This window comes from Plesiomonas sp. ISS29 (genome assembly GCF_056522795.1).
Genome location: NZ_JAWRZQ010000001.1, coordinates 1,420,483 through 1,444,461 on the forward strand (window position 1 = coordinate 1,420,483; position 23,979 = coordinate 1,444,461).

The 23,979-nt window shown below is 47.1% G+C and carries 21 protein-coding genes; 15 read left to right on the forward strand and 6 right to left on the reverse strand.

Annotated elements, in window-relative coordinates; genetic code table 11:
- Positions 1–68 precede the first annotated feature (68 nt).
- The 3 genes from flgK (at position 69) to AC1HDJ_RS06335 (ending at position 5,598) form a co-directional block, all read left to right on the forward strand.
- Positions 69–1,988 (forward strand): flagellar hook-associated protein FlgK, encoded by a 1,920-nt coding sequence (gene flgK, locus AC1HDJ_RS06325; RefSeq protein ID WP_479534292.1) that lies wholly within the window; start codon positions 69–71, stop codon positions 1,986–1,988.
- A gap of 84 nt (positions 1,989–2,072) precedes the next feature.
- Positions 2,073–3,344: a flagellar hook-associated protein FlgL gene (gene flgL, locus AC1HDJ_RS06330; protein ID WP_479534294.1), complete on the forward strand. Its 1,272-nt coding sequence runs from the start codon at positions 2,073–2,075 to the stop codon at positions 3,342–3,344.
- Positions 3,345–3,504: 160 nt separating this feature from the next.
- The gene (locus tag AC1HDJ_RS06335) at positions 3,505–5,598 is read left to right on the forward strand and encodes a tetratricopeptide repeat protein (protein ID WP_479534296.1); all 2,094 of its coding nucleotides are present in this window, start codon (positions 3,505–3,507) and stop codon (positions 5,596–5,598) included.
- A 48-nt stretch (positions 5,599–5,646) separates the two neighbouring features.
- Here the strand turns inward: AC1HDJ_RS06335 and pseI are convergent, their stop codons facing one another.
- The 6 genes from pseI to pseB form a co-directional block, all read right to left on the reverse strand.
- Complete coding sequence (pseI, locus tag AC1HDJ_RS06340; protein WP_479534298.1) at positions 5,647–6,705, reverse strand: pseudaminic acid synthase; 1,059 nt, start codon at positions 6,703–6,705, stop codon at positions 5,647–5,649.
- 70 nt (positions 6,706–6,775) lie between these two features.
- Complete coding sequence (locus AC1HDJ_RS06345; RefSeq protein WP_479534300.1) at positions 6,776–7,219, reverse strand: GNAT family N-acetyltransferase; 444 nt, start codon at positions 7,217–7,219, stop codon at positions 6,776–6,778.
- Positions 7,220–7,283: 64 nt separating this feature from the next.
- Entirely contained in the window at positions 7,284–8,330 is a 1,047-nt protein-coding gene (gene pseG / locus AC1HDJ_RS06350) for a UDP-2,4-diacetamido-2,4,6-trideoxy-beta-L-altropyranose hydrolase (protein WP_479534302.1), read from the reverse strand.
- Positions 8,320–9,012 (reverse strand): pseudaminic acid cytidylyltransferase, encoded by a 693-nt coding sequence (gene pseF, locus AC1HDJ_RS06355; RefSeq protein WP_479534304.1) that lies wholly within the window; start codon positions 9,010–9,012, stop codon positions 8,320–8,322. The genes pseG and pseF overlap by 11 nt, the downstream gene beginning before the upstream one ends.
- Positions 9,009–10,181, reverse strand: a complete 1,173-nt coding sequence (pseC, locus tag AC1HDJ_RS06360) for a UDP-4-amino-4,6-dideoxy-N-acetyl-beta-L-altrosamine transaminase (protein WP_479534306.1) — start codon at positions 10,179–10,181, stop codon at positions 9,009–9,011. Before pseC ends, pseF begins: the two co-directional genes overlap by 4 nt.
- A gap of 3 nt (positions 10,182–10,184) precedes the next feature.
- The gene (gene pseB, locus AC1HDJ_RS06365) at positions 10,185–11,183 is read right to left on the reverse strand and encodes a UDP-N-acetylglucosamine 4,6-dehydratase (inverting) (RefSeq protein WP_479534308.1); all 999 of its coding nucleotides are present in this window, start codon (positions 11,181–11,183) and stop codon (positions 10,185–10,187) included.
- A gap of 425 nt (positions 11,184–11,608) precedes the next feature.
- Between pseB and AC1HDJ_RS06370 the strand changes: the two genes are divergently transcribed.
- The 12 genes from AC1HDJ_RS06370 (at position 11,609) to fliJ (ending at position 23,979) form a co-directional block, all read left to right on the forward strand.
- Positions 11,609–13,054 carry a flagellin gene (locus AC1HDJ_RS06370; protein ID WP_479534310.1) on the forward strand — a complete coding sequence of 482 codons (1,446 nt, stop codon included), beginning with the start codon at positions 11,609–11,611 and terminating at the stop codon, positions 13,052–13,054.
- 108 nt (positions 13,055–13,162) lie between these two features.
- Positions 13,163–13,618, forward strand: coding sequence for a flagellar protein FlaG (locus AC1HDJ_RS06375; RefSeq protein ID WP_479534312.1), 456 nt, complete (start codon positions 13,163–13,165; stop codon positions 13,616–13,618).
- 96 nt (positions 13,619–13,714) lie between these two features.
- On the forward strand, positions 13,715–15,073 hold the full coding sequence (gene fliD, locus AC1HDJ_RS06380; RefSeq protein WP_479534314.1) for a flagellar filament capping protein FliD: 1,359 nt from the start codon (positions 13,715–13,717) through the stop codon (positions 15,071–15,073).
- A 32-nt stretch (positions 15,074–15,105) separates the two neighbouring features.
- Entirely contained in the window at positions 15,106–15,390 is a 285-nt protein-coding gene (locus AC1HDJ_RS06385) for a hypothetical protein (protein ID WP_479534316.1), read from the forward strand.
- A 97-nt stretch (positions 15,391–15,487) separates the two neighbouring features.
- Positions 15,488–15,877 (forward strand): flagellar export chaperone FliS, encoded by a 390-nt coding sequence (fliS, locus tag AC1HDJ_RS06390; protein WP_479534318.1) that lies wholly within the window; start codon positions 15,488–15,490, stop codon positions 15,875–15,877.
- 249 nt (positions 15,878–16,126) lie between these two features.
- A complete protein-coding gene (locus AC1HDJ_RS06395) occupies positions 16,127–17,716 on the forward strand; it encodes a sigma-54 dependent transcriptional regulator (RefSeq protein WP_479534320.1) in 1,590 nt (529 codons plus the stop codon).
- Between the two features lie 86 nt (positions 17,717–17,802).
- Positions 17,803–18,126: a flagellar hook-basal body complex protein FliE gene (fliE, locus tag AC1HDJ_RS06400; protein WP_479534322.1), complete on the forward strand. Its 324-nt coding sequence runs from the start codon at positions 17,803–17,805 to the stop codon at positions 18,124–18,126.
- 17 nt (positions 18,127–18,143) lie between these two features.
- On the forward strand, positions 18,144–19,859 hold the full coding sequence (gene fliF, locus AC1HDJ_RS06405; protein ID WP_479534324.1) for a flagellar basal-body MS-ring/collar protein FliF: 1,716 nt from the start codon (positions 18,144–18,146) through the stop codon (positions 19,857–19,859).
- A gap of 22 nt (positions 19,860–19,881) precedes the next feature.
- Positions 19,882–20,874, forward strand: a complete 993-nt coding sequence (gene fliG / locus AC1HDJ_RS06410) for a flagellar motor switch protein FliG (RefSeq protein ID WP_479540341.1) — start codon at positions 19,882–19,884, stop codon at positions 20,872–20,874.
- Positions 20,875–20,888: 14 nt separating this feature from the next.
- Positions 20,889–21,884, forward strand: a complete 996-nt coding sequence (locus tag AC1HDJ_RS06415; protein ID WP_479534328.1) for a flagellar assembly protein FliH — start codon at positions 20,889–20,891, stop codon at positions 21,882–21,884.
- Positions 21,881–23,269, forward strand: coding sequence for a flagellar protein export ATPase FliI (fliI, locus tag AC1HDJ_RS06420; protein WP_479534330.1), 1,389 nt, complete (start codon positions 21,881–21,883; stop codon positions 23,267–23,269). Before AC1HDJ_RS06415 ends, fliI begins: the two co-directional genes overlap by 4 nt.
- A gap of 269 nt (positions 23,270–23,538) precedes the next feature.
- A complete protein-coding gene (gene fliJ, locus AC1HDJ_RS06425) occupies positions 23,539–23,979 on the forward strand; it encodes a flagellar export protein FliJ (protein WP_479534332.1) in 441 nt (146 codons plus the stop codon).

Genomic DNA, 23,979 nt, shown 5'->3' on the forward strand with positions numbered 1-23,979 from the left:
AGCATGGTAATGCGTTTCCCCCAAAGCGGTATGTGCTGCTGGGATAGGGCCATATTTAGGAGAGTGTAATGAGTGATTTACTGCAACTGGGCATGAGCGGCGTACTGACCAATCAGGCGCAGCTTCGGGTAACCGGTAATAATATTAATAACGTCAATACCGTGGGTTATAGCCGTCAGGTTGCAGTACAAACCACCAACGGAACGCAGTATCAGGGCAATTTACAGTTTGGTACTGGGGTCAATATTAGTGAAGTGCGCCGTGTTTACAGCAGTTATGCTAATAATGAGCTGAACATGGCTACTACCAAATTTTCCAATGCCTCACAGCGTACCGGTAACCTAACCGAGCTGGATAATCTGCTGTCAAAAGTGGGAATAAAAATTCCCAATACCCTAAACAGTTGGTTTGATGCAGTGAAAAAGTTGGGCGATACCCCCAATGATGTCGCACTGCGTCAGCAGGTGCTGGATCAGGGCAAAAACTTAACCGCCCATTTTAACAATATTCACAGTACGCTGGATAACAAACTCAACGAGATCAATGAGCAGCTTGAGGGAAATGCGGGTCGGGTTAACGATATCGCCAAAGAATTGGCGTCGATTAACCAGTCCATTGTTGAGCAGGGTGGTTCATCCAATGAGATGGAAGATCGCCGCCAGTCACTGCTTGATGAGCTGGCCGAGTTCACTCAAGTTTCTACCGTGCCAAAAGATGACGGCTCTATTAATGTGCTGATCGGCGGTGGCCATACACTGGTGTCGGGTACAGAGAGTGCCACCATCAAGATGATTGACGGTTCACCCGATCCACGCCAGACCCAGCTGGCGATCAGCTGGGGTAACAGCAACAAGCCGCTGAACGGCCAGTCACTCGGTGGCAGTTTGGGCGCGATGTTTGAGATGCGCGATGTGCACATCCCCAAAGCGATGGATGAGATTGGCCTGATGTCGCTCGGCATTGCCGACAGTATCAATAAACAGCAGCAACAGGGGCTGGATCTGAACGGCGGTATTGGCCAGAACATGTTCAGTGATATCAACAGCGAGCGGGCTAAACAGGGGCGGGCAGTGACCAATAACCCGAACCTGAATCTGGGCGTAAATATTGATGATGTCGGTAAGCTGAGCAGTGGCCCGTTTAATGTGGAGTTTGACGGTACCGATTATCTGCTGCGTGATAAAGACGGCAACACTCTTGAGACACTCAGCCCGCAGGGTAGCCCGGCAACGGGTCTGAGTTCGGAGAAATATGGTTTCACCCTTGAGCTGAACGGCGGAACGATCAATGAGGGCGATAAGATAGAGATCCGCCCGACCCGTCAGGCGGCCGCTGATATTGATATGGTGATGACCAAGCCTGAGGATATTGCCGCGCAGGGAATTATCACACAGGGCGACAAAAATAAGGGTAGCGGCACCGTTGGCGTTGTACCAAAAGACCCGACAGCAGCTGGATACCCGAGTAACGGCAGTACCCTGAATATCGAATATTTTGATGATGCTGGAAAACTCTCATACCGGATCACCGATGGCGCAACGCCGCCGAATTCGCTGCAAGAGGGCGAATTTAAAGCGGGTGAAACCCTGACTGTGGGCGGTGTCGAAATCACCCTCGACGGGAAACCACAGGCGGGTGATACCTGCAAAATCGATCTTGATCCGGCATCGGGCAGCAACACCAACCTGATGGCGATGCAAGATCTGCAAAACAACAAAATTATGGGTAACGGCACGCAAACCCTGTTTGATGTATACGAAAAGCTCAATACCGATATCGGTGCGGCACAATCGTCGGCCCAGCGTGACTATTCGCACAGTAAACTCGAGTACCAGTCAGCGGCTTCACGTATGAGCAGTATTTCGGGTGTGGATCTGAATGAAGAGGCGGGTAACTTAATCCGTTATCAGCAATCTTATTCGGCCAGCGCACGTATTATTTCGGTTTCCGAGGAGATTTTCAAAACGCTGTTAGGGGCAATTGGCTAATTCCCGTATATAAAAATCACGCAAATATAACAAGAACAATAACCATTTAGCACGTTTAAGCACAAGGCTAGGGAGTAGAGCAGCATGCGCGTTCCTTCATTTCAGGAATACCGTTTTTTCAGCACCAATATGGGCGAAAAACAAGCTGACCTGAGTAAGTTATTTGGTCAGATGACATCGGGTAAACGTGTTGAATCCGCCGGTGATGATTCGGTGGCCATGATCTCAATTCACAATTTAAAGCAGCAGAGCACCCTGAATCAGCAGTACACCAATATGGCTGATTTATCGCTTAATCGCTTGGCACAGGAAGAGACTTACCTGAAAAATGCCGATGATCTGGTGCAAAACACCCGTGAGAAAATGCTTGGCTCACTTAACGGCGCGATAGATTCAGACGGTTTAAATTCACTGTCGCAAGATATGCAGGCTAACTTCGATGCGATGCTCGATCTGGCTAATACCCGTGATGAGTCGGGGAACTACATCTTTGCGGGTACTAAAACCGATCAACCGCCGTTTTATAAAGATGCTGATGGTAACGTGCAGTATCGTGGCAACGATGAGCAGCGTTATTTACAGGTTGCCTCGTCAATTCAGATCCCGATCAGTGATTCCGGCAGCAAGCTGTTTCAGCAAGTTCCTAACCCATTTGGTGATCATACTCCAGATTACCAGCGCGCGACCGGTTCTGATTTTTTTATCGAAAAAACAGAAAACAAAGGTAACTCAGCAGAAAAATATGACATTGAGTTTGTCACCATGGATGACGGCAGTACCGGTTTTCTGGCCAAAGACAGCAGCGGTGCGTATGTACCAGCTCAGAAACTCAGCGATCCAAGTGATCCGAGCAGTGCACTGTTACCACCAGAACCACAGCCGGTTGATATGGCGAATAACCAGATCATTATCGATGATGGCACAGGGTCGGCTGATAGTCAGAAGGTAAAAATCACCTTCAGTGGCACTCCGACTGTCACCGAAGAGGGTGCGGATAAAGTCAGTATCACGCCGGAAAAAAATATTGATGCTTTCGCCGCTATGCAAAACGCCATCAGCAACGTGCAAGATGGCAGCAACAGCGGCAATATCAGCGTTGGCATTAAGCAGATGGATGCGATCAGCAAACACCTCAACAGTGTGCGCGGCGAAGTCGGTACCCGTATGCAGGCAGCGGAAACTGCAAAAGAAGATCATGCTGATAATGATGTGGTACTGAAAACCGCACTCTCATCACAAGAAGATCTCGATTACCCAACTGCCGCACTGCAATTTTCAATGATGAGCATGGCAATGCAAGCTAGCCAGCAAACCTTTGTAAAATTACAGGGTATGAGCTTGTTTAATTATTTGTGATTGAATATTGATCCATCGTTCTTTGATAAGAAACGGTACTGTTTCCCAAAAATCGCTCTTTAGAGCGATTTTTTTATGCCTTTTTACCATCCAATACCGTAGAAAATGGCGTAATAATTGCTATGTCAGACATATTAGTGACGAGCAATCAGAGGAAAACATGTCTGACATACAGAACCTGCCTTCGGCAGAAGAGAGAGAGGTCTATTTTCAGCGTGGGGTGGAGCTGTTTAATCAGGGTAACAAGAAAGATGGTTATCAAGTTGTACGCCTGATGGCAGACCTGTGCTCTGACAATTTTACTTATCAGCATACTGCCGGTCTGATTGCCTTTGAGAATCACAACCAAGAAGCGGCTCAGCGCTATTTGTGGCGGGCGGCTGAGTGCGATCCCAATAATCTTGAACTCTATTTCACGCTGGCACAGTCTTATTTTCGCAGTCAGCAGTATGTTAACTGCCTGAGCCTGCTGACGGAACTTGAGCAGAATATTTCTGGTAGCGTCGAGCTTTTGACGCTAAAAAAAGAGGCGTACGAGCAGATTGGCGATAAAGCCAATGCGATGCGTTACCGTTCCCTGTTGCGTGAAGTGCAGCAAAGTGAAGAGATAGTCGAACTAGAAGCCACATTACAAGAGTATTACGAGCAGGCGCTAGCGCTGATTGAAAGCGATGATTTCTCTGATGCTGAGTCTTTGTTGTCTATGGCGCAAGAGCTGAAAGAAGGCGATGCCGAGCATGATTTCCTTTGGGCTTGTCTTTACCAGCGGCAAAACAAGAATGAGCAGGCGAAAGCTAAGGTCGAATTGGCTTATAAAAAAGGCTTTCGCAAACCAAGAATTTATTATGTATATGGCTATATCCTCAATGATCTAGGTGAATATTCAGCTGCACGTGAGATCCTGCAAGAAGGGGTAAAAGCCTATCCACAGAGTTTTGATCTTTATGAGACTCTGGCGAAAAATTACCTTAAGTCTGGTGCGTACGAACAGGCACTCAAAGCCTACCGTAAACTTAATACAGATAAACCATCTGATAACTACCGTATTCAGATGGTCATTGCAGAGTTTAAGTGGCTAGAAAGCAGTAATAAAAACCTAGATTACCCAACCGTTCGCCAATTCCAGGATAAGTTGTTGCCGTTGTATCACCAGTATCCGGAACATATTGATTTAGCTGATGCTGCAGCCAAAATTTACCAATGGTTAGGTATGGGTGAGCAAGGCGATTTAGTTTATCAGGATTTGATTGAACGCTATCCGACCTTATTGTCGCCAAAGTGGAACAGGCATACTTATTTAGGTATGACCAAACAGTATGAAGCATTTTTGGATTCTTATCGGTTTGGTGAGCAGTGTGGTCAGCGTGTGAGCTTTGGCCACGAGATTAATCGCTGGCAGGGGCAGCAATTAAATGATGATGAAACTCTGCTAATCTACTGTGAGCAGGGTGTAGGGGATGAAATTCGTTTTGCTCATAATTATGCTTTTGTTGCCGAAAAAGCCAAGAATGTTATTGCATACGCTGAGCCACGCCTTATCGAGATGTTCAGTTTAGCGTTCCCAACGATTAAGTTTATTCCATGTGGATTTAATGGCTCGTCACGCACTTATCCAGATGAAATGACATATATTAACGATAATGTATTCATTGTAGCCGCCGGTGACCTGATGGAGATTAATTTCCGCGAATCAGGGGCATTATTGCGTACAGAGCCGTATGTGGTTTTGCCGACAGAACTAACTCATTCTTGGCAGCAACGCATCAAGCAATTACCAAAGCGCAAATATAACATCGGGATTTCATGGCGAAGTGGTTTTCGAAACCAAGGCCGTAATTTAGGGCTATTGGATGTCATGGATATGCTGCCGCTATTTGAGCTGGATGCTAATATTATTTCTTTACAATATGATGATGTGAGTAAAGAGCGTAAGCAGCTGCAAAAACGAGGAAAAGATCTGATCGTTTTTGATGATCTGGATCAGAAAAATGACTTTATGGGTGTGGCCGCCTTGTATCAATCACTAGATTTTGTCATTTCAGTGGGTACATCGGTGGGTGACATTGCGTATGCTGCAGGCGTTCCTGCCATTATGCTGTATGCCAATTATCTTGGCCAAGAGGAAGGCATGCTATATGAAAACTTCAGTGGTTGGGGGCGTCGATATTATCTATTTGCACCATTGAATAAAAATAAAAACACAGTGATTCAACAATGTGTAAAAGATTTGCTCGCTAATAAGTTCGAACATTAATGAGTAATGAGATCCCCTAGTTAAACTTTGGGGATCTTAGTTAGCTGTTTATACGATGTTAATGTCTTCTTTTTGTAGTGCTTTACCCTTTGGTAAATCATAAACAGCTTTTTTCCCGATAACATCATCGTAGTATCGAGGCGCGAGTCCAAAACCTGGACGGATACTGCGAATATTCTTTGCTGTCAGCACGTCACCTGCCGCGATATCTTGCACGACATATAATGAGCGTCGGAACTTAACGTTGCTTTTTTCTACTTCTGTTCGCTCATAAGTCGCGCAGCCTAAGGCTGACCATGCAGTCCGCGCATCTTGACATAAACGAGTCAGTTCATGGGGTTCAAGTGAAAAACTGTCATCCGGACCACCGGCTGAGCGATCAAGCGTTACATGTTTTTCTATAACACAAGCGCCGAGCGCGACAGATGCAATCGCTGTGGCATTATCCAAGGTGTGATCGGATAACCCTGTGATGCTATTAAAACGTTGTGCCATATCAGGAATTGTACGCAAATTATATTGCTCTGCGGGGGCGGGGTAGCCACTCACACAATGCAGTAAAACTAGCTGTTGGCAGCCATGTGTGCGTGCTGTATGCACCGCTTCTGCGATTTCGTCGGCATTAGCCATGCCGGTTGACATAATCATCGGTTTCCCTGTTTGGGCAACGCGACGAATAAGCGGTAAATCAACCAGTTCAAATGAAGCAATTTTATAAGCAGGGGCGTCTAGCTGTTCGAGTAAATCTACTGCAGTAAAATCAAATGGCGAACTAAATAGCGTAATACCCAACTTTTTGGCATGTTCAAATAGCGTTTGATGCCACTCCCATGGCAGATAGGCTTTTTGATAGAGGGAATACAGCGTTTCACCATCCCACAAACCACCATGAATTTTGAATTCATCACTGTCATGCTCAATGGTGATAGTGTCCGCCGTGTAGGTTTGCAGTTTAATAGCATCAGCACCAGCTTGTTTAGCCGCATCCATAATCCGAATTGCACGGTTGATATCGCCATTATGGTTGGCTGACAGTTCAGCAATAATATAAGGTGGGTAGTCTGCACCAATGCGGCGACCGTCAATTTCAATATAGTTGTGGTTCATGGCAACATCCTACTCAATTATGGGTATGTCAAATGTCATTTAGAGGATTTTGTATAATAAAAACGTGAGCTCAAGGTAATACGTAATACTGAGTGTCGCCTTGCTGAGAAAGAAATCGGAGCCCATTGCTTTTCGCTACTGCAATAGACGCTAAATTGGAACATTTAATTTCAGCTTTGACGGGTAACGAGGTTTTATCTAAAAGATGCCTTACAATTTGTTTAGCAACACCATGGCCTCGAGCTTGGGGCGATACCGTCCAAGAAAGCATATGTACACCATCAATCAAATCGGCTCTTGCCGTTCCCACGGGAATGCCATTTTGCTCTGCGATGTATAATTTCCGAGAGGGATCGGCCATCACAGATTGTAGCCAGCGATAGTGTTGTTCCGTGGTGACCAGATCGGATGAATGGCTGTATTGACGAGTTGTCGCATCATTGCGCCAATCTAATAATATTTCGGCATGATGGGTATTTACTGGGCGTAAATAAATATTTCCGATTGGGCTCATGTTATTGCCATATTCCTTGATTAATTTTGGTCAGTTATCAGCAGTAACTTTGTATCCATGCCCATCAGTACAGTGATATTTTTTCGTTGACACTTTGGTAGAATTTTCGAGCAACGCGGCTAGCACCTTTGCCATCAATCATGATGGGGTTAAATCGATTGAGTTGCTGCCAGTGGCTGCTAATCCAGCTAAGCTCATGAGTATAATCTTTGGGAGTAAGATGCTCCGCTTCACCCAAATAGCGAACAGCATTCTCCTTAGCCAGATGGCGTGATATTTCACGCTGATTATCTGCAACACACACCACTGATGCTGGCGTGTTTAAGCACAGGCGTTCCCAATTACTACTGCCAGATGCACCAATCATGTAATGTGAGGTGGCTAACAGCTGTTCAAAATCATCGCGATGCGCATGCAGCAACACATCTGTGTTTTTCGCGATTGCCTGTAATTGCTGGTAGCGCAGATTAGCTCGACCGGCAATCAAGAGAACGGTGAAGGGAAGTGCAGGCATCTCTTGTACCGCGCGTAAGAATTTTTCACACTCTCCCGTGGGATCGCTACCGCCAAAGCAGACCAATAATTGATTTTCTCTGGGTAAATGCTGTTCTCTCAGTGAGGCAAAACTTGGCCGTAATAAAGCGTATTCAGGGCCGATAAGGTGGGCTCCCGGACTATTTAGGTAGCGTTGACTTCCGGCTGGCCAGAGATTTTGATCCAAGATTAAATCGCTCTGATGAGGACGATTCATGTCATCAATTGCTAGCAGAGGACATGCAAAATGGGTGCTAATTGCGGACTCCCATTCTTTTCCTAGCTGATAGTGATCAACTATCACCCCATCGGCGTGCGCATGGTGCGCAATGATATTCGCAACATCATCTTGCCACGTAACGGATTCTGCATTATCGGGTAATACGGTGATGCTATATCCATGAGCGGCAATATAATCGTTCAGATTGCCTGGTAAATCGCGGCAAATGAAATGAACCTGACAGCCTAATTCGGTGAGGTGCTGTGCCAAGACCCTACAGCGCATCACATGCCCAGTACCAATGTGTGCTGAGGCGTCGGCTCGAATAAGAATGTAGGGCGCTTTTTCAGTTCTCATCGTGCAATAACCGAAACATGAGCTCTGCATATTCCCAGTCTTCAGGTGTATCAATATCCTGTACTCGCTGACGGGGTAAAATCATGGCGCGCGCAGCAGGGGAAAAGATAGGTTTGCCATTTAAAAAAGCATCCGCGGTTCCCCAGTAAAACTGGCCTGCGTCATGAAATGCTTCAGGCAAGTCTTGTGAGCGAGTGCTTAAGTGTTCAGGTTGAAACATACTCACTCGTTGCTGTGTATCGAGTCTAATCGCACGTTGGATCGGAAAAGCATAGCGGGTGGCACTGAATACATAGTCGGTCTCGTCTTGCGCCAGTAAATGATATCCCGCCAACAAATCTTCAGCACGAACAAAAGGGGCCGTGGCATACAGGCAACACAAGACATCTACGGGCTGTTGCTGCTGGTGAAACCACAGCACAGCATGTCGAATTACATCCGTGGTTGTCGCGTAATCGTTGGCAATATCCGCAGGCCGCATAAAGGGGACTTCAGCACCATATTGCTGCGCCACCTCGGCGATTGCAGGATCATCGGTTGATACAACGACTGCATCGAAGCAGCCCGCTTGCAGGGCAGCTTCGATGGAGTAAGCAATGATCGGTTTTCCAGCAAAGGGACGAATGTTTTTATGAGGGATACGCTTGCTACCACCTCGTGCTGGGATCAATGCAATTTTCACTGGCGCGCATCCTGTAAAATGGTACGCAGCACTTCAATTACGGTGTCTTGCTGCTGATCTGTCATCGCCGCAAACATAGGTAATGAAATAGCGTCTTCATAATAGGCTTCAGCTATTGGATACTCCCCAACGTTAAAACCTAAGTTTTGATAATAAGGCTGGGTATGAACAGGGATATAGTGAATATTGACACCAACCCCAGCATTTCTTAGCGCATCAAAAATGTCTCGTCGTGTTTTGCTGAGTTTTGTACGTTGAAGCCGGATCACATACAGATGAAGGGCCGAATAATCATCTTGTTGGCTGAACAATGGCAGCGTTAGCGGTAGATCATGCAGCGCCGCATGATAACGTTGGGCCAGTTGATGGCGGCGCGTAACAAACTCATCTAAGCGTGTCATTTGAGAAACGCCGAGCGCGGCTTGTAATTCGGTCATGCGGTAGTTATAACCAAGGTCAATTTGTTGGTAATACCAACTACCGTGACTTTCGCCCTGCATTTTTGATGGCTCTCGGGTTATACCATGGCTGCGTAGCAGCGCCATGCGCTCGGCTAATTCTGGGCAGTTGGTCAATGCAGCGCCACCTTCGGCGGTGGTGACTATTTTTACCGGATGAAAGCTAAAAATCGTGATGTCGGAGTATCGGCAGTTACCGATGGGCTCGCCATGGTATTGCCCCCCAATTGCGTGCGAGGCATCTTCGATGATATGGAAACCGTACTCTTTCGATAGTGCATAAATGGCTGCCATATCGCATGGATAACCACATAAGTGTACCGGTACAACAATCTTGGGCAGCGTGCCATTTTGTTGGGCAAGCTTGAGTTTTTTCTCCAGCTGTTGTGGGCACAAGTTATAGGTCACGGGGTCAATATCAACAAAATCAACATCGGCACCACAATAGCGGGCGCAGTTAGCTGATGCGACGAAGGTAATCGGCGTTGTCCATAAACGATCACCGGCACCTAATCCAAGCGCCATACAGGCAATATGCAACGCAGATGTCGCACTGTTGACGGCAAGAGCATATTGGGCGCCGGTGGCTTGCTGTAAAGCCGACTCAAAGGCTGGAACTTGCGGCCCTTGAGTTAAGAAATCCGATTGCAACACAGCAACAACGGCATCAATATCATCCTGAGAGATCTGCTGTCTACCGTAAGGGATCATTAATCAGATACTCCCGATTGTGGCCTGATTTAGATCAATCCACGTTTGAAGCGTATCTTTGCTCATCCATTCAGTGTTGTTATCACTGGAGTAAACAAAGCCCTCAACTACTTTCTTTCCATCTTTGATACGCTCAGGTGATGCATGCCAGTTATGAATCGCTGGCAGGATTTTATAATGCTCGGGGTATTCGTAGGTGTAATAGCAGTCTTCAACACCGATCATTTGTTCGTGCAATTTCTCACCTGGGCGGATCCCGACAATTTCTTGCTGTGCTTCCGGTGCGATCGTTGCTGCGATATCAGTGATATTCATCGAAGGGCTTTTCTTAACGTAAATCTCTCCACCCACCATATCTGCGAAGGCATGCCAAATCAGCTCAACGCCTTGCTCTAGTGTGATCATAAAGCGTGTCATGCGCGGATCTGTAACCGGCAGAACGCCTTTATCTTTGATTGACAAGAAAAATGGTATAACTGAACCGCGTGACCCCATCACATTGCCATAGCGAACAACGGCAAAGCGGGTTTTGTTTGCGCCAGAGTAAGAGTTGCCTGCAACAAAGAGCTTATCCGAGGCCAACTTAGTGGCGCCATACAGGTTCGCTGGGCTGCTGGCTTTATCTGTAGACAGTGCGACAACTTTTTGCACACCTTTATCGATACAGGCATCAATCAGGTTCATGGCACCATTGATGTTGGTTTTGATGCATTCAAACGGGTTGTATTCAGCGGTAGGTACAATTTTAGTTGCTGCAGCGTGCACCACAAAATCAACCCCATCAAGTGCGCGCATTAAACGCTCTTTATCACGCACATCACCAATGAAAAAACGCAGACGTTTTTCGTTAGGGTATTTTTTTGCCATGTCCCATTGTTTCATTTCATCACGTGAATAAATGATGATTTTTTTAGGGTTGTATTTGGCCAGAGTCATTTCAACAAACTGGTGACCGAAAGAACCGGTACCGCCGGTAACCAGAATCACTTTGTCATTAAACATAGATACGCCATTAATTCATCAGTGAAAGGCGGCAAAGGGAATGCATCCTATATTAGGAAGTCGATTTCTTGACATGCCGCGTTGCAAACTCGTTATGGCAAGCTTCAAGCATAACTTGTGCCAATACGATGAGGTACGTGTCGGCGTGCTTTAGTCCGGCTTCTGTATGGAAATAAATAAATCGTTTTTAATCAATAGGTTATTTGATTATGTGAAATTTATCATTCAAGTTTTTTGATTACCGCCGATTAACTATTACAAGCAGTCAGCATGCTGGCTGCAATGTTAGCCTTAGTGATGAAAATAAAAAATTGCTCAACGGGCTAATGTTGTTGTCGGCAGTGCCGATAAATAATGGTGTAACAATAATTAATAAGTTGCTGCGGGCAGTATGCTGGGCGGCAAGTTTAACGGAGATTACAAGCATGGCTATTACAGTAAATACCAACGTAACCGCGCTGAATGCCCAGCGTAACTTGGGTAAAACCAACAATGCACTGAATGTTTCTATGCAGCGCCTATCTACCGGTAACCGTATCAACTCTGCAAAAGATGATGCGGCGGGTATGCAAATCTCTAACCGCCTAGGTTCACAAATCAGTGGTCTGGGCGTGGCAATGAAAAACGCCAACGACGGTGTTTCTATCGCACAAACCGCTGAAGGTGCAATGCAGGAATCAAGTAATATCCTGAATAAAATGCGTGATTTAGCTTTGCAATCAGCGAACGGTTCAAACTCAACAGAAGATCGTGCTGCAATCCAAAAGGAAGTGACAGCATTAAATAATGAGATGACCCGTATGGCTGAAACCACGACTTTTGGTGGCCAGAAGCTGCTTGACGGCTCTTTTGGTACTAAAACCTTGCAGGTGGGTTCTGAAGCCAATGAAACCATTGATTTATCGTTGAAGAGTACTAAAGCCGAAGATTTGGGTGCCAATGCACTCCGTGCTACTCGCATTGGTACTCTTGCTGCAGGTACAGCAGCATCAGCTACAAGTAATGGTGTATCAGCTGGTAAGCTAACCTTAAAAGGTAAGAAAGATGTTGATGTTGATGTTAGTGCGGGTGACTCAGCAAAAGCCATTGCTGAGGCTGTAAATAAGAAAAGTGCACAAACAGGCATCAAGGCTGAGGCAACTACATCATTAACGCTTGCTACTGCAGGTGATTCAATGGATATCACTATTGCTGCAGGTGGCCGTGATGCAGAGCGTATTACTGTAAACTCCAGTGATGTGAATAAGCAAGCTGAAGAGATCAATGCTAAGTCAGCCAAAACTGGCATTACCGCAGCAGTTAATGAAGACGGTGTGCTGCAACTGAACAATAAAGCCGGTGAAGATATTCAAATTCAGAATAAAAGTGCCGGTGCAGGTAATGAAGTTACTATTAATAAAGGAAATGGTACTTCTGCGACATTATCCAGTGCTAAGCCAGCTGTAATGGTGGCGGGTAAAATTGCCTATACTGCGAATGACAGCTTCAATATCGTATCTACCAAAGGTGCTTCTCTTGGCTTAGGCGCTTCTGGTACTACTGTTGGTGCAAAGAAAGAGTCTATTGCTGATATTGATATGTCTACCCAAGATGGCGCTCAGCAAGCGATTAGCGCTATTGACGGCGCTCTGGCTTCTATCGATGACCAGCGCTCAGATCTGGGTGCGTTGCAAAACCGTCTGTCTAGCACCGTCAGCAACTTGGGTAATATCCAGGAAAATGCGAGTGCCGGCCGTAGCCGTATCATGGATGTAGATTTTGCTTCTGAAACGACTAACATGACTAAGCAGCAAATTCTGCAACAAGCAGGTACTGCAATGTTGGCTCAGGCTAAGCAATTACCTCAAGCTGCACTATCACTGCTGGGTTAATACCTTACAAGGCTTGCACGGTTTTCTCGTGCAAGCCCGTGATAGCAACAGGGGTACTATGCCCCTGTTGTGTTACTTCTTTATATTTTCTGCTTAAAGGGCATGCTGATGTCTGTTTCCGGATTATCGATAACCCCTTGTACTTTTAGCGCTTCCCCCGTATCTGCCCAGCATCCGGTTATGGCATCGTCTGCTATTCAATCTTCTGCCGTTCAACCGCATAATGCGGTATCTGCTGACAGCGCGCAACATCTTACCCAGCACAACAAAATTGTGCGTGATAAAGAGCTAATCGCGCCGGATACACGCTCTTCTGATGCATCAACTTTTGCCGAAGAACCTGCCGAACTCAGTGCGGTAACCCAGCAGATCAATGAATTTATGCGCAGCACCAACCATCAACTGAGTTTTCATCTCGATGAAGACTTAAACCGTCAGGTTGTTTCAGTAGTGGATTGTGAAAGTGGTGAGGTTATTCGCCAACTGCCTTCCAAAGAGATGCTAGAGCTTGCAAAAAAAATGGCAGACCAAATGGCAGGTATTTTGCTTAAGACAGAAGTCTGATTTATTTGGCGACAGTAATATCGCCATTTCCCATTCGCTACGTACAGTTAGCTACGTACAGATAAGCCCGTACACGATAACAAATAGAGGTGAAATATGCGCGCTCCCGGTATTGGTTCTGGTTTACCTGTCGCCGATTGGGTTGACATGATGGTGAAGGCGGAAGCCACACCTAAATTAAAACAGTTCCAAAAACAGCAGCAAACACTCGATACCCAGATATCTTCGTATGGCCAGTTAAAATCTGCACTGACAGAGTTTCAAGATTCGCTGGAACAAATGCAAAAAGATGAGGCCTTTGATAAACGTAAGGTCGACATTGTCGGTAAAGAGCCGCCGTTCTCGGGGTCTGCTACGAAAGATGCGATCTCCGGCAGCTATGATGTGGCCGTGGAACAATTGGCAAAAGAGCAAAAAACCAATCTAGGTGCAGTAACACCAGATACCAAATTTGAGGCCGGAAAGCTCGACTTTAAAGTCGGTGAAGAGAGTTTTTCGGTGGACGTGAAAAAAGACAGTAGCCTGAAAGATATTGCCGACGCGATCAACAAATCCCCAGATAACAAAGGGGTAAAGGCTACCATAGTAACCTACACCGATGACAAAGGTCAGCAACAAAATGAACTGGTGCTGATGGGCGAAAAAACCGGTGAAAAGAACAGCTTTGAGGTGACATCTTCAGCTGACCCGAGCAGTCAACTCGGACAGATGATTGCCGGGAAGACAAACTCAGTTGAGTCGCAAGATGCGATTTTGACTATTGATGGTAAAAAGACCTACAGTGCATCCAACAAAGTAGAAAATGTTATTCAAGGCCTGACGCTGGATTTAAAAGAAGTCTCAGAGAAAGATGCTGATGGTAAATTTAAAACTAATCGGGTTACGGTGGGTTATGACAACGGCGCAGTAAAAAGTAGCTTGAGTGGGTTTGTTGAAGCGTACAATAGCATCATTGATATTACCGATCAGCTAACCAAATACAACAAAGAAACCAGCACTGCTGCGCCGCTTACCGGTGATAGCCTTGTCCGAAATCTGATGGTGCAGATGCGTGAGATCATGACCAGCCCATCAGATGCAGAAGGTAGCGTAAAGTATCTGGCTGATATTGGCATTAGTACCGAACGTGACGGTAAGCTGAAAATTGATGATGAAAAGCTTGATAAGGCGCTTGAAGAGAATTTTACCAAGGTAGGTGCATTTTTCTCTGATAAAAATGATGGAATCTCTAGCAAACTCGATAGCCTGATGAAAGACTTTGTCGGGGCTACCGGTTCATTAACCGAAAAAGATAAAGCGCTCAATGAACAGGTGCGGAAATTAGGCAAAGAAAAAGAAGCGTTTGATAAGCGGATGGCTGATTTTGAAATCAGAATGACTAATCAGTTTAATGCCATTGATGCTGCTGTTACTCAAATGCAGCAGCAGATGAATACCGTATTGAGTGTGTTGTAAATAAATAGAGTGTAACTAAATAGGTCGGTAATATGTTGACACAAATTATGCAGATTGATGAGCAGTTATGCGCACTATTTTCTGAGCAGGCAGATCCTGAACCAGAAGATATTCATGCACTTATATCTGCCAGACAGCAAATACTTGAAAAAATACTACCTGACTTATCAGAAGAAAATAAAAAAAAGTTACATTTATTAACAGAATCGCTGCTATTTTGTGCTCAGAAAACACGTGCACGTTATGCGTTAACTTTATTTCAACATAAAAGATCTCAGAAAGGGGTTAAGGCATATCAGTCGGTCAGTCTGCAATAAATTTATTGGGTGATAACCTATTGTTTTTATATTTACTGCATTCGGTAATGTAAAATATAGCAGTCTAAATTGGCATAAAAAATAAGAGAATCAGATTATGCGTGGAACATTGCAAGCGTACAAAAAAGTCTTAGTAGACAGTCAGTTACAGTCGGCATCACCACATAAAGTTATTTTAATGTTACTCAGTGGTGCAATAGAGCGCTTAGTACAAGCGAAAGCAGCCATGCAAATGGGTAATATTGCGGTAAAAGGTGAGCGATTAGGAAAGGCAATAGCCATTATTGCCAATTTGCAAGCCAGCTTATCAGAAGAAGAAGGCGGGGATATTGCAAAAAATCTCGCGCAACTTTATGAGTATATGCAAACACAGTTGTTGAGTGCCAATATTCATAATGATGTGAAAATCCTTGAAGAGGTTATGGGATTATTAACCGAAATTAAAACGGGGTGGGAAAGTATACCGACTGAACTACATTATGTATAACAAATGACCAGTTACGGTGGTTTATTTTTTTTGCAACCAATAATTAGAAATGAAATGAGATTTATTTCGCAAACGTGGCTGGTCTTTTTTTGAGCACTTAAGCGCTGTGAGTGTTTCTAAATGTGTATTTGCCCAAATAGATCACGAAAATAGCAAAAAATGAAAATAATACATGTTATTGCATAAGGATATATTGATATAGTTACCAATTATTAAAAAATACGTCAATGGTGTATAGAAATTCATATCATGCCTGGATTGCAAAAGTTCTTATTGATCGAAGACGATTTTGAGCGTCGCGCAATGCTAACGACGATTTTTGACTTTATTGGTCAAGATAGCGTCACCGTATCATCGTGCGAGGTAAACTCGTCTCTCGCTGAGTCGCATGTCTGGGCGGGCTGTCTGTTGGGCCGCATTTCTGACACTCACCAGCACGAAGAGGTGATCGATTTTCTGCGCGTTAATCACCATATTCCGGTAATTGTATTTTCTGAGCTTGGCGCGGTATCGCATCAGCCAACTCTTTATACCGGCAGTAATCATGTGGGCGATGTATGCGCACCACTCAATTATGCGCAACTGACCGAAGCGTTACGCCACTGCTATGAGTTTACTGGGCGGCATTTAGCTTCTTACCCACAAATTACCCGTAAAAATACGCTGTTTCGTAGCCTTGTTGGGCGCAGCCATGCGGTACAGCATGTACGCCGGTTAATTGAACAGGTTGCACCTACTGAGGCGAATGTACTGATCCTCGGTGAATCGGGTACCGGTAAAGAGGTGGCTGCCCGTAATATTCACTATCACTCAGTGCGCAGCGGTGGGCCGTTTGTGCCGATTAACTGTGGAGCAATTCCAGCCGAATTGCTCGAAAGTGAGCTGTTCGGGCATGAAAAAGGGGCGTTTACCGGTGCGATATCTACCCGTAAAGGCCGTTTTGAACTGGCCGAAGGTGGCACGCTGTTTTTAGATGAAATCGGCGATATGCCGATGCCGATGCAAGTTAAATTACTGCGGGTACTGCAAGAGCGCACTTTTGAACGTGTCGGTAGCAATAAAACGTTGCAAGCTGATGTGCGGGTGATTGCGGCAACCCACCGAAATCTTGAAGAGATGATCGCCAAAGGTGAGTTCCGTGAGGATCTTTACTACCGATTGAATGTATTCCCGATTGATGTGCCTGCTCTGCGCGATCGGGCAGAAGATATTCCTCTGTTGCTGCAAGAGTTGCTTTCGCGCCTAACAGCAGAAGGGGCGAAAAGTGTCCATTTTACCCCGCGTGCCTTGCATTCTCTGTGTGCTTACCCGTGGTTAGGAAACGTACGTGAACTGGCTAATTTAACCGAGCGGCTGGTCATTTTGTACCCTGACGAGCTGGTTGATGTCAGCCATCTTCCGGCTAAATATCGCAGTGTTGATGTGCCAGATTTCCAGCCTAATACCAACTGCTATCCGTATGAAAACAATATTCTGTCAGCGAATGCTGCAAATCGCGGATTGCCGGCAGGCTCGTCAGTATCTTCAGCGCAGAGTAGTGATGAGCAAGATATGCTCGAACGTGCCGTGCTCAATGAGATTTTCAATGAGGCTGTGGGGATTGCACCTGATGATGCGGCTGCCGATGCTGAAGCAGATCAATATCTGGCATCACTACCTCCTGAGGGGATGAACCTCAAAGAGATGCTCTCTGATCTGGAGATCGATCTTATCCGTCAGGCGCTTGAGGCTCAGTATGGGGTGGTTGCCCGCGCAGCTGATATGTTGGGTATGCGCCGCACTACATTGGTTGAGAAAATGCGTAAATATGGTCTGAATAAAGAGAGTTCAGCCGCCTGAAATTAATCTGGTATCTAATTTGCATAACTGAGCCTGTTACACCAAATGTAGTGGTTTTTGTGGCGTTTTGACGGTGAGGTAAGAGCATGGAGTTATCGGCAATACAGCAAGAGATGCGCAGTATGACACTTGATGCAGCAGGTTCTGCAGGCAATGTGGCAGCAAGCAGTACAGCACAAAGTAGTGCGGTAGATTTCTCTGCGCTGTTGGGAAATGCGATTAACCATGTTAACGGGCTGCAAAAGAGTGCCAATACACAGGCCACACGTTTTGATGCCGGAGACCGAACGGTTGGGCTGTCAGATGTGATGATTGCAGGACAAAAATCCTCAGTAGCGTTTGAGGCTACCGTGCAAGTACGTAATAAGCTGGTTGAAGCTTATAAAGAAATCATGAGCATGCCAGTTTAACGGCTATTGGTTGAAATATGGCAGAGTCAAACACACAGTTAGCGGCAACCTCTGGCGCAACTCTTATCACCACCAACAGTACAGGGCAAAACCCTGACCTGGGCGAACGATCATCACGCTTTGAATTTTTGTCACAAGTTGACTGGTTACGGCAACTGATTTTAGTGGTTGCAGTTGCGATTTGTATCGCATTGATAATATTTGCTTTTTTTTGGGCGAAAGAGCCTGAGCTACGTCCGTTAGGGACATATAACAACGAAGAGCTGGTACAGACGCTCGATTTTCTTGATCAGAATAAAGTGCCCTACACGCTGGAAGGCAACACGGTTAAAATCAGCCAAGATACTTACCAGAAAACCAAGCTGATGCTAACGCGTGCGGGTTTGAATCAAACCCAAGATCAGGGTGATGATATTCTGCTGAAGGATATGGGGTTTGGGGTTTCACAGCGTTTAGAGCGTGAACGCCTTAAACTGAGCCGTGAGCGCCAGCTCGCATCAGCGATAGAGAAAATTCGGAATATTCAAAAAGCACAGGTGATGCTGGCTTTACCACGTGAAAGCGTATTTATCCGAGAGGAAGCGAAAGCCAGTGCCAGCGTAATGGTGACCTTGCGTGCCGGCCGGAGTTTAACGCAAGAAGAGGTTGATTCGATTGTTGATGTGGTTGCCTCTGCCGTACCGGGTCTGAGTAATACCCGCGTCACGGTGACCGATCAGAATGGTCGCCTGCTCAATTCTGGCAGCCAAGATCCGAGTGCGGTAGCCCAGCGTCGAGAATTTGACTTACAGCGCCAGCAAGAGAAAACGGTGCGTGAAAAGATTGACTCAATTCTGATCCCCGTACTGGGGATGGGTGCGTATACCGCCGAAGTTGGGGTATTGCTTGATTTTACCCAAACCGAGCAAACCCAAAAGCAGTTTGATCAAGCCAACCCAACCATGCGTAGCGAGTTTAATCGCGAAAACGTCAATCGCGGGCGGGGTGTGGCAGGCGTTCCTGGCGCGTTGAGCAACCAGCCTCCGGCCGACTCTGCTATTCCTGAAAATGTTAAAAGCCTGCAAAACGGGGATAAAACTACCGAAGGGAGTTTTAGCAAAGAGTCGACCCGTAACTATGAGGTAGACACCACCATCAAGCACATTCGTCAGGCCAGTGGCCAGGTGAAAAATATGAGTGTCTCGGTGGCGATTGACTACAAGCCGGGTACCGCACCTGATTCGGGTAATCCGGTACGGGTAGCGCGTAATGATGCTGAGATCGAAAATTTACGCCGTCTGCTGATTGGCGGATTGGGGTTGAATATTACTCGTGGTGATGTGCTAGAAGTGGTTTCAGTACCGTTTGCCTCGACCGATGCACAGGCTCAAATTACCGAACCACCATTCTGGGAGAGTGAAAACTTCCGCCAGAGTGTGCGTTATCTCTCCGCCGCGCTAGTGGTGATTGTGTTGCTGCTGGTGTTGGTGCGCCCAGCCATGCAGCGCCTGCTGAATCCAAAGCTGGATAAGCAGTTGCAGGATGAAGCCGAAAGCGATCTGTTGCAGGAAGATGAACTCAAACTGCTCAGCAGCGATCTGGATGACAGCACCTTATCTATCGGCAGCATGCTGGAATTGCCTAATTTGCACCGTGATGAAGATCTGGTCAAAGCGGTACGCGCACTGGCAGCGAATGAGCCTGATTTAGCAACTCAAGTGATCAAATACTGGTTAGAAAATAATGACGGATAAAGCGGCGGTACCCGCACACAGTATGTCGGGATTAGAGATGTCTTCCATTCTGCTATTAAGTCTGAATGAAGAGGATGCCGGTAGTATTTTAAGCAAACTTGAACCTAAACAGGTGCAGAAGCTGGGGCGGCAAATGGCCGTGACACTTGACCCTGGGCATGAGCAAGTTGCACAGGTGCATCGCCGTTTTATTGATGACATTCAGAAGTTTACCAGCATTGGGGTGGGTAGCCATGACTTTGTGCGTAACGCACTGGTGGCGGCGCTCGGTGAGGATAAAGCCAGTAATCTGGTCGATCAGATCATCATGTCGAGCGGTTCAAAAGGCCTCGATACTCTGAAATGGATGGATGCACGGCAGGTTGCCAGCATTATCCAGCATGAACATCCGCAAATTCAGACTATTGTGCTGGCCTATTTAGAGCCGGATCAGTCGGCGAATATTATGTCGCAGTTCCCCGAGCGGGTTCGTCTTGATCTGATGATGCGTATTGCCAACTTGAGCGAGGTTCAACCGGCAGCATTGCAAGAGCTGAATGACATCATGGAGAAACAGTTCGCCGGTCAGGCTGGTGCTCAGTCGGCCAAGATGGGCGGGCCAAAGGCCGCTGCCGAGATCATGAACTACTTCGATACCGCTATCGAATCGCCGCTGATGGATTCACTGCGCGATCAGGACGAAGAGCTGGCACAGCAAATCCACGATCTGATGTTTGTGTTCGATAACTTAATGGATGTCGAGGATCGCGGTATTCAGCTGCTGCTGCGTGAGATTGCCAGTGATGTGCTGCAACGTGCGCTGAAAGGCGCCGATGAGCATATCCGCGAAAAAGTATTCCGCAATATGTCTAAGCGTGCGGTGGAAATGCTGCGTGAAGATCTTGATGCCATGGGGCCGGTGCGGATTGCCGATGTTGAAGCGGCACAAAAAGAAGTTCTGGCGATTATTCGCCGGATGGCCGATGCCGGTGAGATTGCGATCAATAGCCCCGGCAATGGTGACCAGTTTATCTAACGTGAGGTACGCCAATGGATAAGCCCCCGATTGCTCGTTACTTGCGTGCTGATCCGCGAACTGCTGATCGGTTTTCTGCGTGGCCGCTGCCTGATTACAGCGAAGAAACGATAGATGAACAGACACTCAATGCGCTTGGGTACAACCGTACCGTGCGCTGGGAAAAGCCCGAGAGCGAAGAGGAAGAGATCAGCGTACCCGGTCTGACTGCCGAAGCACTGGCAGAGATCCAGCAGGCCGCCCACGAAGAGGGGTTGGCGGCTGGAAAGCTGGCGGGTGAGGCACTTGGCTATCAGGCTGGTTTTGAAAAAGGCCAGCAAGAGGGGCTAGTACAAGGGCAGCAACGCGGTTATCAGCAGGGTATTGATGACGGGCAGGTTCACATCAGTGAACAAGTCAATGCACTGGTGCAGACCATTGCTGCGCTGCATCAACCGCTGCGCGATATTGAACAACAACTAGAACTGCAATTAGTTGACATGCTGGTGACACTGACCGAAGAGGTGACTCGCTGCGAAGTCACACAAAATCCGGCGGTACTGCTAGATACAGTGCGTCAGGCTATTGCAGCCCTGCCGATTGCCGCAGAACAACCGTTGATTATGTTGCATCCTGATGATTTGCATTGGGTAGAGTCATTATATGGTGCACAAGCAATTAGCGAACGCGGCTGGCGTTTACGGGCAAAACCAACTTTACAACGTGGCGATATTCAGGTCAGAGAGCATGTTTCGCAGGTTGAATTTCGTATGCAAGATCGCCTTGCTGCGGTGATCAGCCAATTCCGCCATACCAATCATGCACATGTTGAACCGGTCGCACAGGCGGTGCAAAACCGGCTGGCAACCCTGCCTGCCGTATCGCCGGAACAGGCTTTGTCTGAGACTGATCTTGGTACGGGTACCCATATTGATGGGAATAATGAAATAAGACCAGAGTCAGCAGAACCTGAGTCTGTTTCGTTATCAGAACCCGATCTTCGTACAACTGATGAGCCGTTGTATGCATGAAAACGGCTAACTCTGCTTCAGAATTGAACCCACCTGCTACCTATTTGCCACCGAGTTTGCCCGTATCGGCATTACAACAGCGTCTGTCTGCCTACCAATTACGCGGCTTAAGCACTCGTGCGGTTGCAGCCGGAAAGCTGGTACGGGTTGTTGGGTTGACACTCGAAGCTGTGGGTTGCCGCGCTTCGGTTGGTAGCCTGTGCATGATAGAGACCCTCAGCGGTGAAATGGAAGCCGAAGTGGTCGGTTTTAGTGATGAAACCCTATTTTTGATGCCGACCGAACCCTTGACCGGTGTACTGCCGGGCGCACGGGTAACACCCATTATCAGCAAACAAGGTATTCCGGTCGGCCCAGAATTGCTAGGGCGGATTATCGATGGCGTTGGTCGGCCGCTCGATGGGCTTGGCCCATTGCGCTGTCAGCAGAGTGCCGATTTTTCTGCCGCGCCGATTAACCCACTACAGCGCAAACCAATTCACGATGTGCTTGATGTCGGCATTAAAGCCATCAACAGCATGCTGACGGTTGGAAAAGGCCAGCGGATTGGTTTGTTTGCCGGATCAGGTGTGGGTAAATCGGTCACATTAGGCATGATGACACGTGGTACAACCGCCCAAGTTGTGGTGGTGGGGCTGATTGGTGAACGTGGCCGTGAAGTGCGTGAGTTCATCGAAGAGATCCTCGGTGATGAGGGGCGACAACGTGCCGTGGTGATTGCCGCGCCTGCCGACTCCTCGCCGTTAATGCGGCTAAAAGGCTGCCAGACGGCGTTAACCGTGGCGGAGTATTTTCGCGATCAGGGGCAGGATGTGCTGCTGCTGATGGATTCACTGACCCGTTTTGCTCAGGCGCAGCGTGAGATAGCCCTGTCGGTGGGTGAGCCGCCGGCGACCAAAGGTTATCCGCCGTCGGTCTTTGCCAAACTGCCCGCACTGGTCGAGCGGGCGGGTAATGGCGCAGATGGGCAAGGTTCGATCACCGCATTTTTCACCGTTCTCAGTGAGGGTGATGATCTGCAAGACCCGATTGCCGATGCCTCGCGCGCTATCCTTGATGGCCATATTGTGCTGTCGCGCCAGCTTGCCGATGCTGGGCACTATCCGGCCATCGATGTGGAGCGCTCGGTCAGCCGGGTGATGCCGTCTATCACCAGTGATGAGCATCAACTGATGGCGCGTGCGGTCCGACAGATTTGTGCTACCTACAACCGGAATCAGGATCTGATCGCTATCGGTGCTTATCAGCGCGGGAATGATCCGCGTGTCGATCAAGCTATCGATATCAAACCGAAGGTGGATGAGTATCTGCAGCAGCGTATGAAAGAGGTCTGCCCGTTTGATGAGTCGGTCAGCCAGTTAAAACAGGTGCTGCTGGGGGGATAATACCGTCACAGTGCTATATAAAACCGACGCAATAAACACCTTACACGATAAATCACTCACACGATAAATAACCTGCGCAATAAATAACCGATGTTCGGCAATTGTGGCACAACAAATGCTGATGTGTGTAGATGATGTGTAGAGAGTGATATGCAGATAATGCATATCAGAGACATTCAAACACGGGGATCACGCATGCAGATCACTATGATGACGCTGCCTGTTATCAAGATACTCCGTCGGGAATGATAAAGAGAAAAGGTGACGGGATGAAAGCATTCGAGCTGTTGCTAGAGCAGGCTGAACAAAAAGAGCAGAGCGCCTCGGGTTTTTTGTCGCAAGCTCGTCAGCAACTGAGCAGCCATCTGGCGCAGATGGATATGATCCATGATTACCGTTTTGATTATTGTCAGCAACTGTCGGTACGTGGTTCAACAGGGTTAAATGCCCATGAGTACACGCATTTACAGCAATTTATCGGCCATCTTGATCAGAATCTGACTAAACAAAATTATGCCCGCCGTTCATTTGAGGAGCAGGCTGATCGGGCGCGCGATCAGTGGCTGGAAGCAAAGAAAAAGCACAAATCACTGGCGATGTTAATGGAAAAACGTGCGCTGCAAAAACAGCAAAAAGCTGCGCGTGAAGAGCAAAAACTCAATGATGAGATGGCCGAGCAATTACTGCGGCGTAAAGCGACCGCGCGCTGA

Excerpts from the sequence above, each read along its gene's own strand:
- pseB (WP_479534308.1), bottom strand. The coding sequence starts at position 11,183 with ATGTTTAATGACAAAGTGATTCTGGTTACCGGCGGTACCGGTTCTTTC.
- flgK (WP_479534292.1), top strand. The coding sequence starts at position 69 with ATGAGTGATTTACTGCAACTGGGCATGAGCGGCGTACTGACCAATCAG.
- fliD (WP_479534314.1), top strand. The coding sequence starts at position 13,715 with ATGCGCGCTCCCGGTATTGGTTCTGGTTTACCTGTCGCCGATTGGGTT.
- AC1HDJ_RS06370 (WP_479534310.1), top strand. The coding sequence starts at position 11,609 with ATGGCTATTACAGTAAATACCAACGTAACCGCGCTGAATGCCCAGCGT.
- fliF (WP_479534324.1), top strand. The coding sequence starts at position 18,144 with ATGGCAGAGTCAAACACACAGTTAGCGGCAACCTCTGGCGCAACTCTT.
- pseG (WP_479534302.1), bottom strand. The coding sequence starts at position 8,330 with ATGAGAACTGAAAAAGCGCCCTACATTCTTATTCGAGCCGACGCCTCA.
- AC1HDJ_RS06415 (WP_479534328.1), top strand. The coding sequence starts at position 20,889 with ATGGATAAGCCCCCGATTGCTCGTTACTTGCGTGCTGATCCGCGAACT.
- fliJ (WP_479534332.1), top strand. The coding sequence starts at position 23,539 with ATGAAAGCATTCGAGCTGTTGCTAGAGCAGGCTGAACAAAAAGAGCAG.
- AC1HDJ_RS06395 (WP_479534320.1), top strand. The coding sequence starts at position 16,127 with ATGCCTGGATTGCAAAAGTTCTTATTGATCGAAGACGATTTTGAGCGT.
- fliS (WP_479534318.1), top strand. The coding sequence starts at position 15,488 with ATGCGTGGAACATTGCAAGCGTACAAAAAAGTCTTAGTAGACAGTCAG.
- fliG (WP_479540341.1), top strand. The coding sequence starts at position 19,882 with ATGTCGGGATTAGAGATGTCTTCCATTCTGCTATTAAGTCTGAATGAA.
- AC1HDJ_RS06335 (WP_479534296.1), top strand. The coding sequence starts at position 3,505 with ATGTCTGACATACAGAACCTGCCTTCGGCAGAAGAGAGAGAGGTCTAT.
- pseI (WP_479534298.1), bottom strand. The coding sequence starts at position 6,705 with ATGAACCACAACTATATTGAAATTGACGGTCGCCGCATTGGTGCAGAC.
- fliI (WP_479534330.1), top strand. The coding sequence starts at position 21,881 with ATGAAAACGGCTAACTCTGCTTCAGAATTGAACCCACCTGCTACCTAT.
- AC1HDJ_RS06385 (WP_479534316.1), top strand. The coding sequence starts at position 15,106 with ATGTTGACACAAATTATGCAGATTGATGAGCAGTTATGCGCACTATTT.
- flgL (WP_479534294.1), top strand. The coding sequence starts at position 2,073 with ATGCGCGTTCCTTCATTTCAGGAATACCGTTTTTTCAGCACCAATATG.
- fliE (WP_479534322.1), top strand. The coding sequence starts at position 17,803 with ATGGAGTTATCGGCAATACAGCAAGAGATGCGCAGTATGACACTTGAT.
- pseC (WP_479534306.1), bottom strand. The coding sequence starts at position 10,181 with ATGATCCCTTACGGTAGACAGCAGATCTCTCAGGATGATATTGATGCC.
- AC1HDJ_RS06345 (WP_479534300.1), bottom strand. The coding sequence starts at position 7,219 with ATGAGCCCAATCGGAAATATTTATTTACGCCCAGTAAATACCCATCAT.
- AC1HDJ_RS06375 (WP_479534312.1), top strand. The coding sequence starts at position 13,163 with ATGTCTGTTTCCGGATTATCGATAACCCCTTGTACTTTTAGCGCTTCC.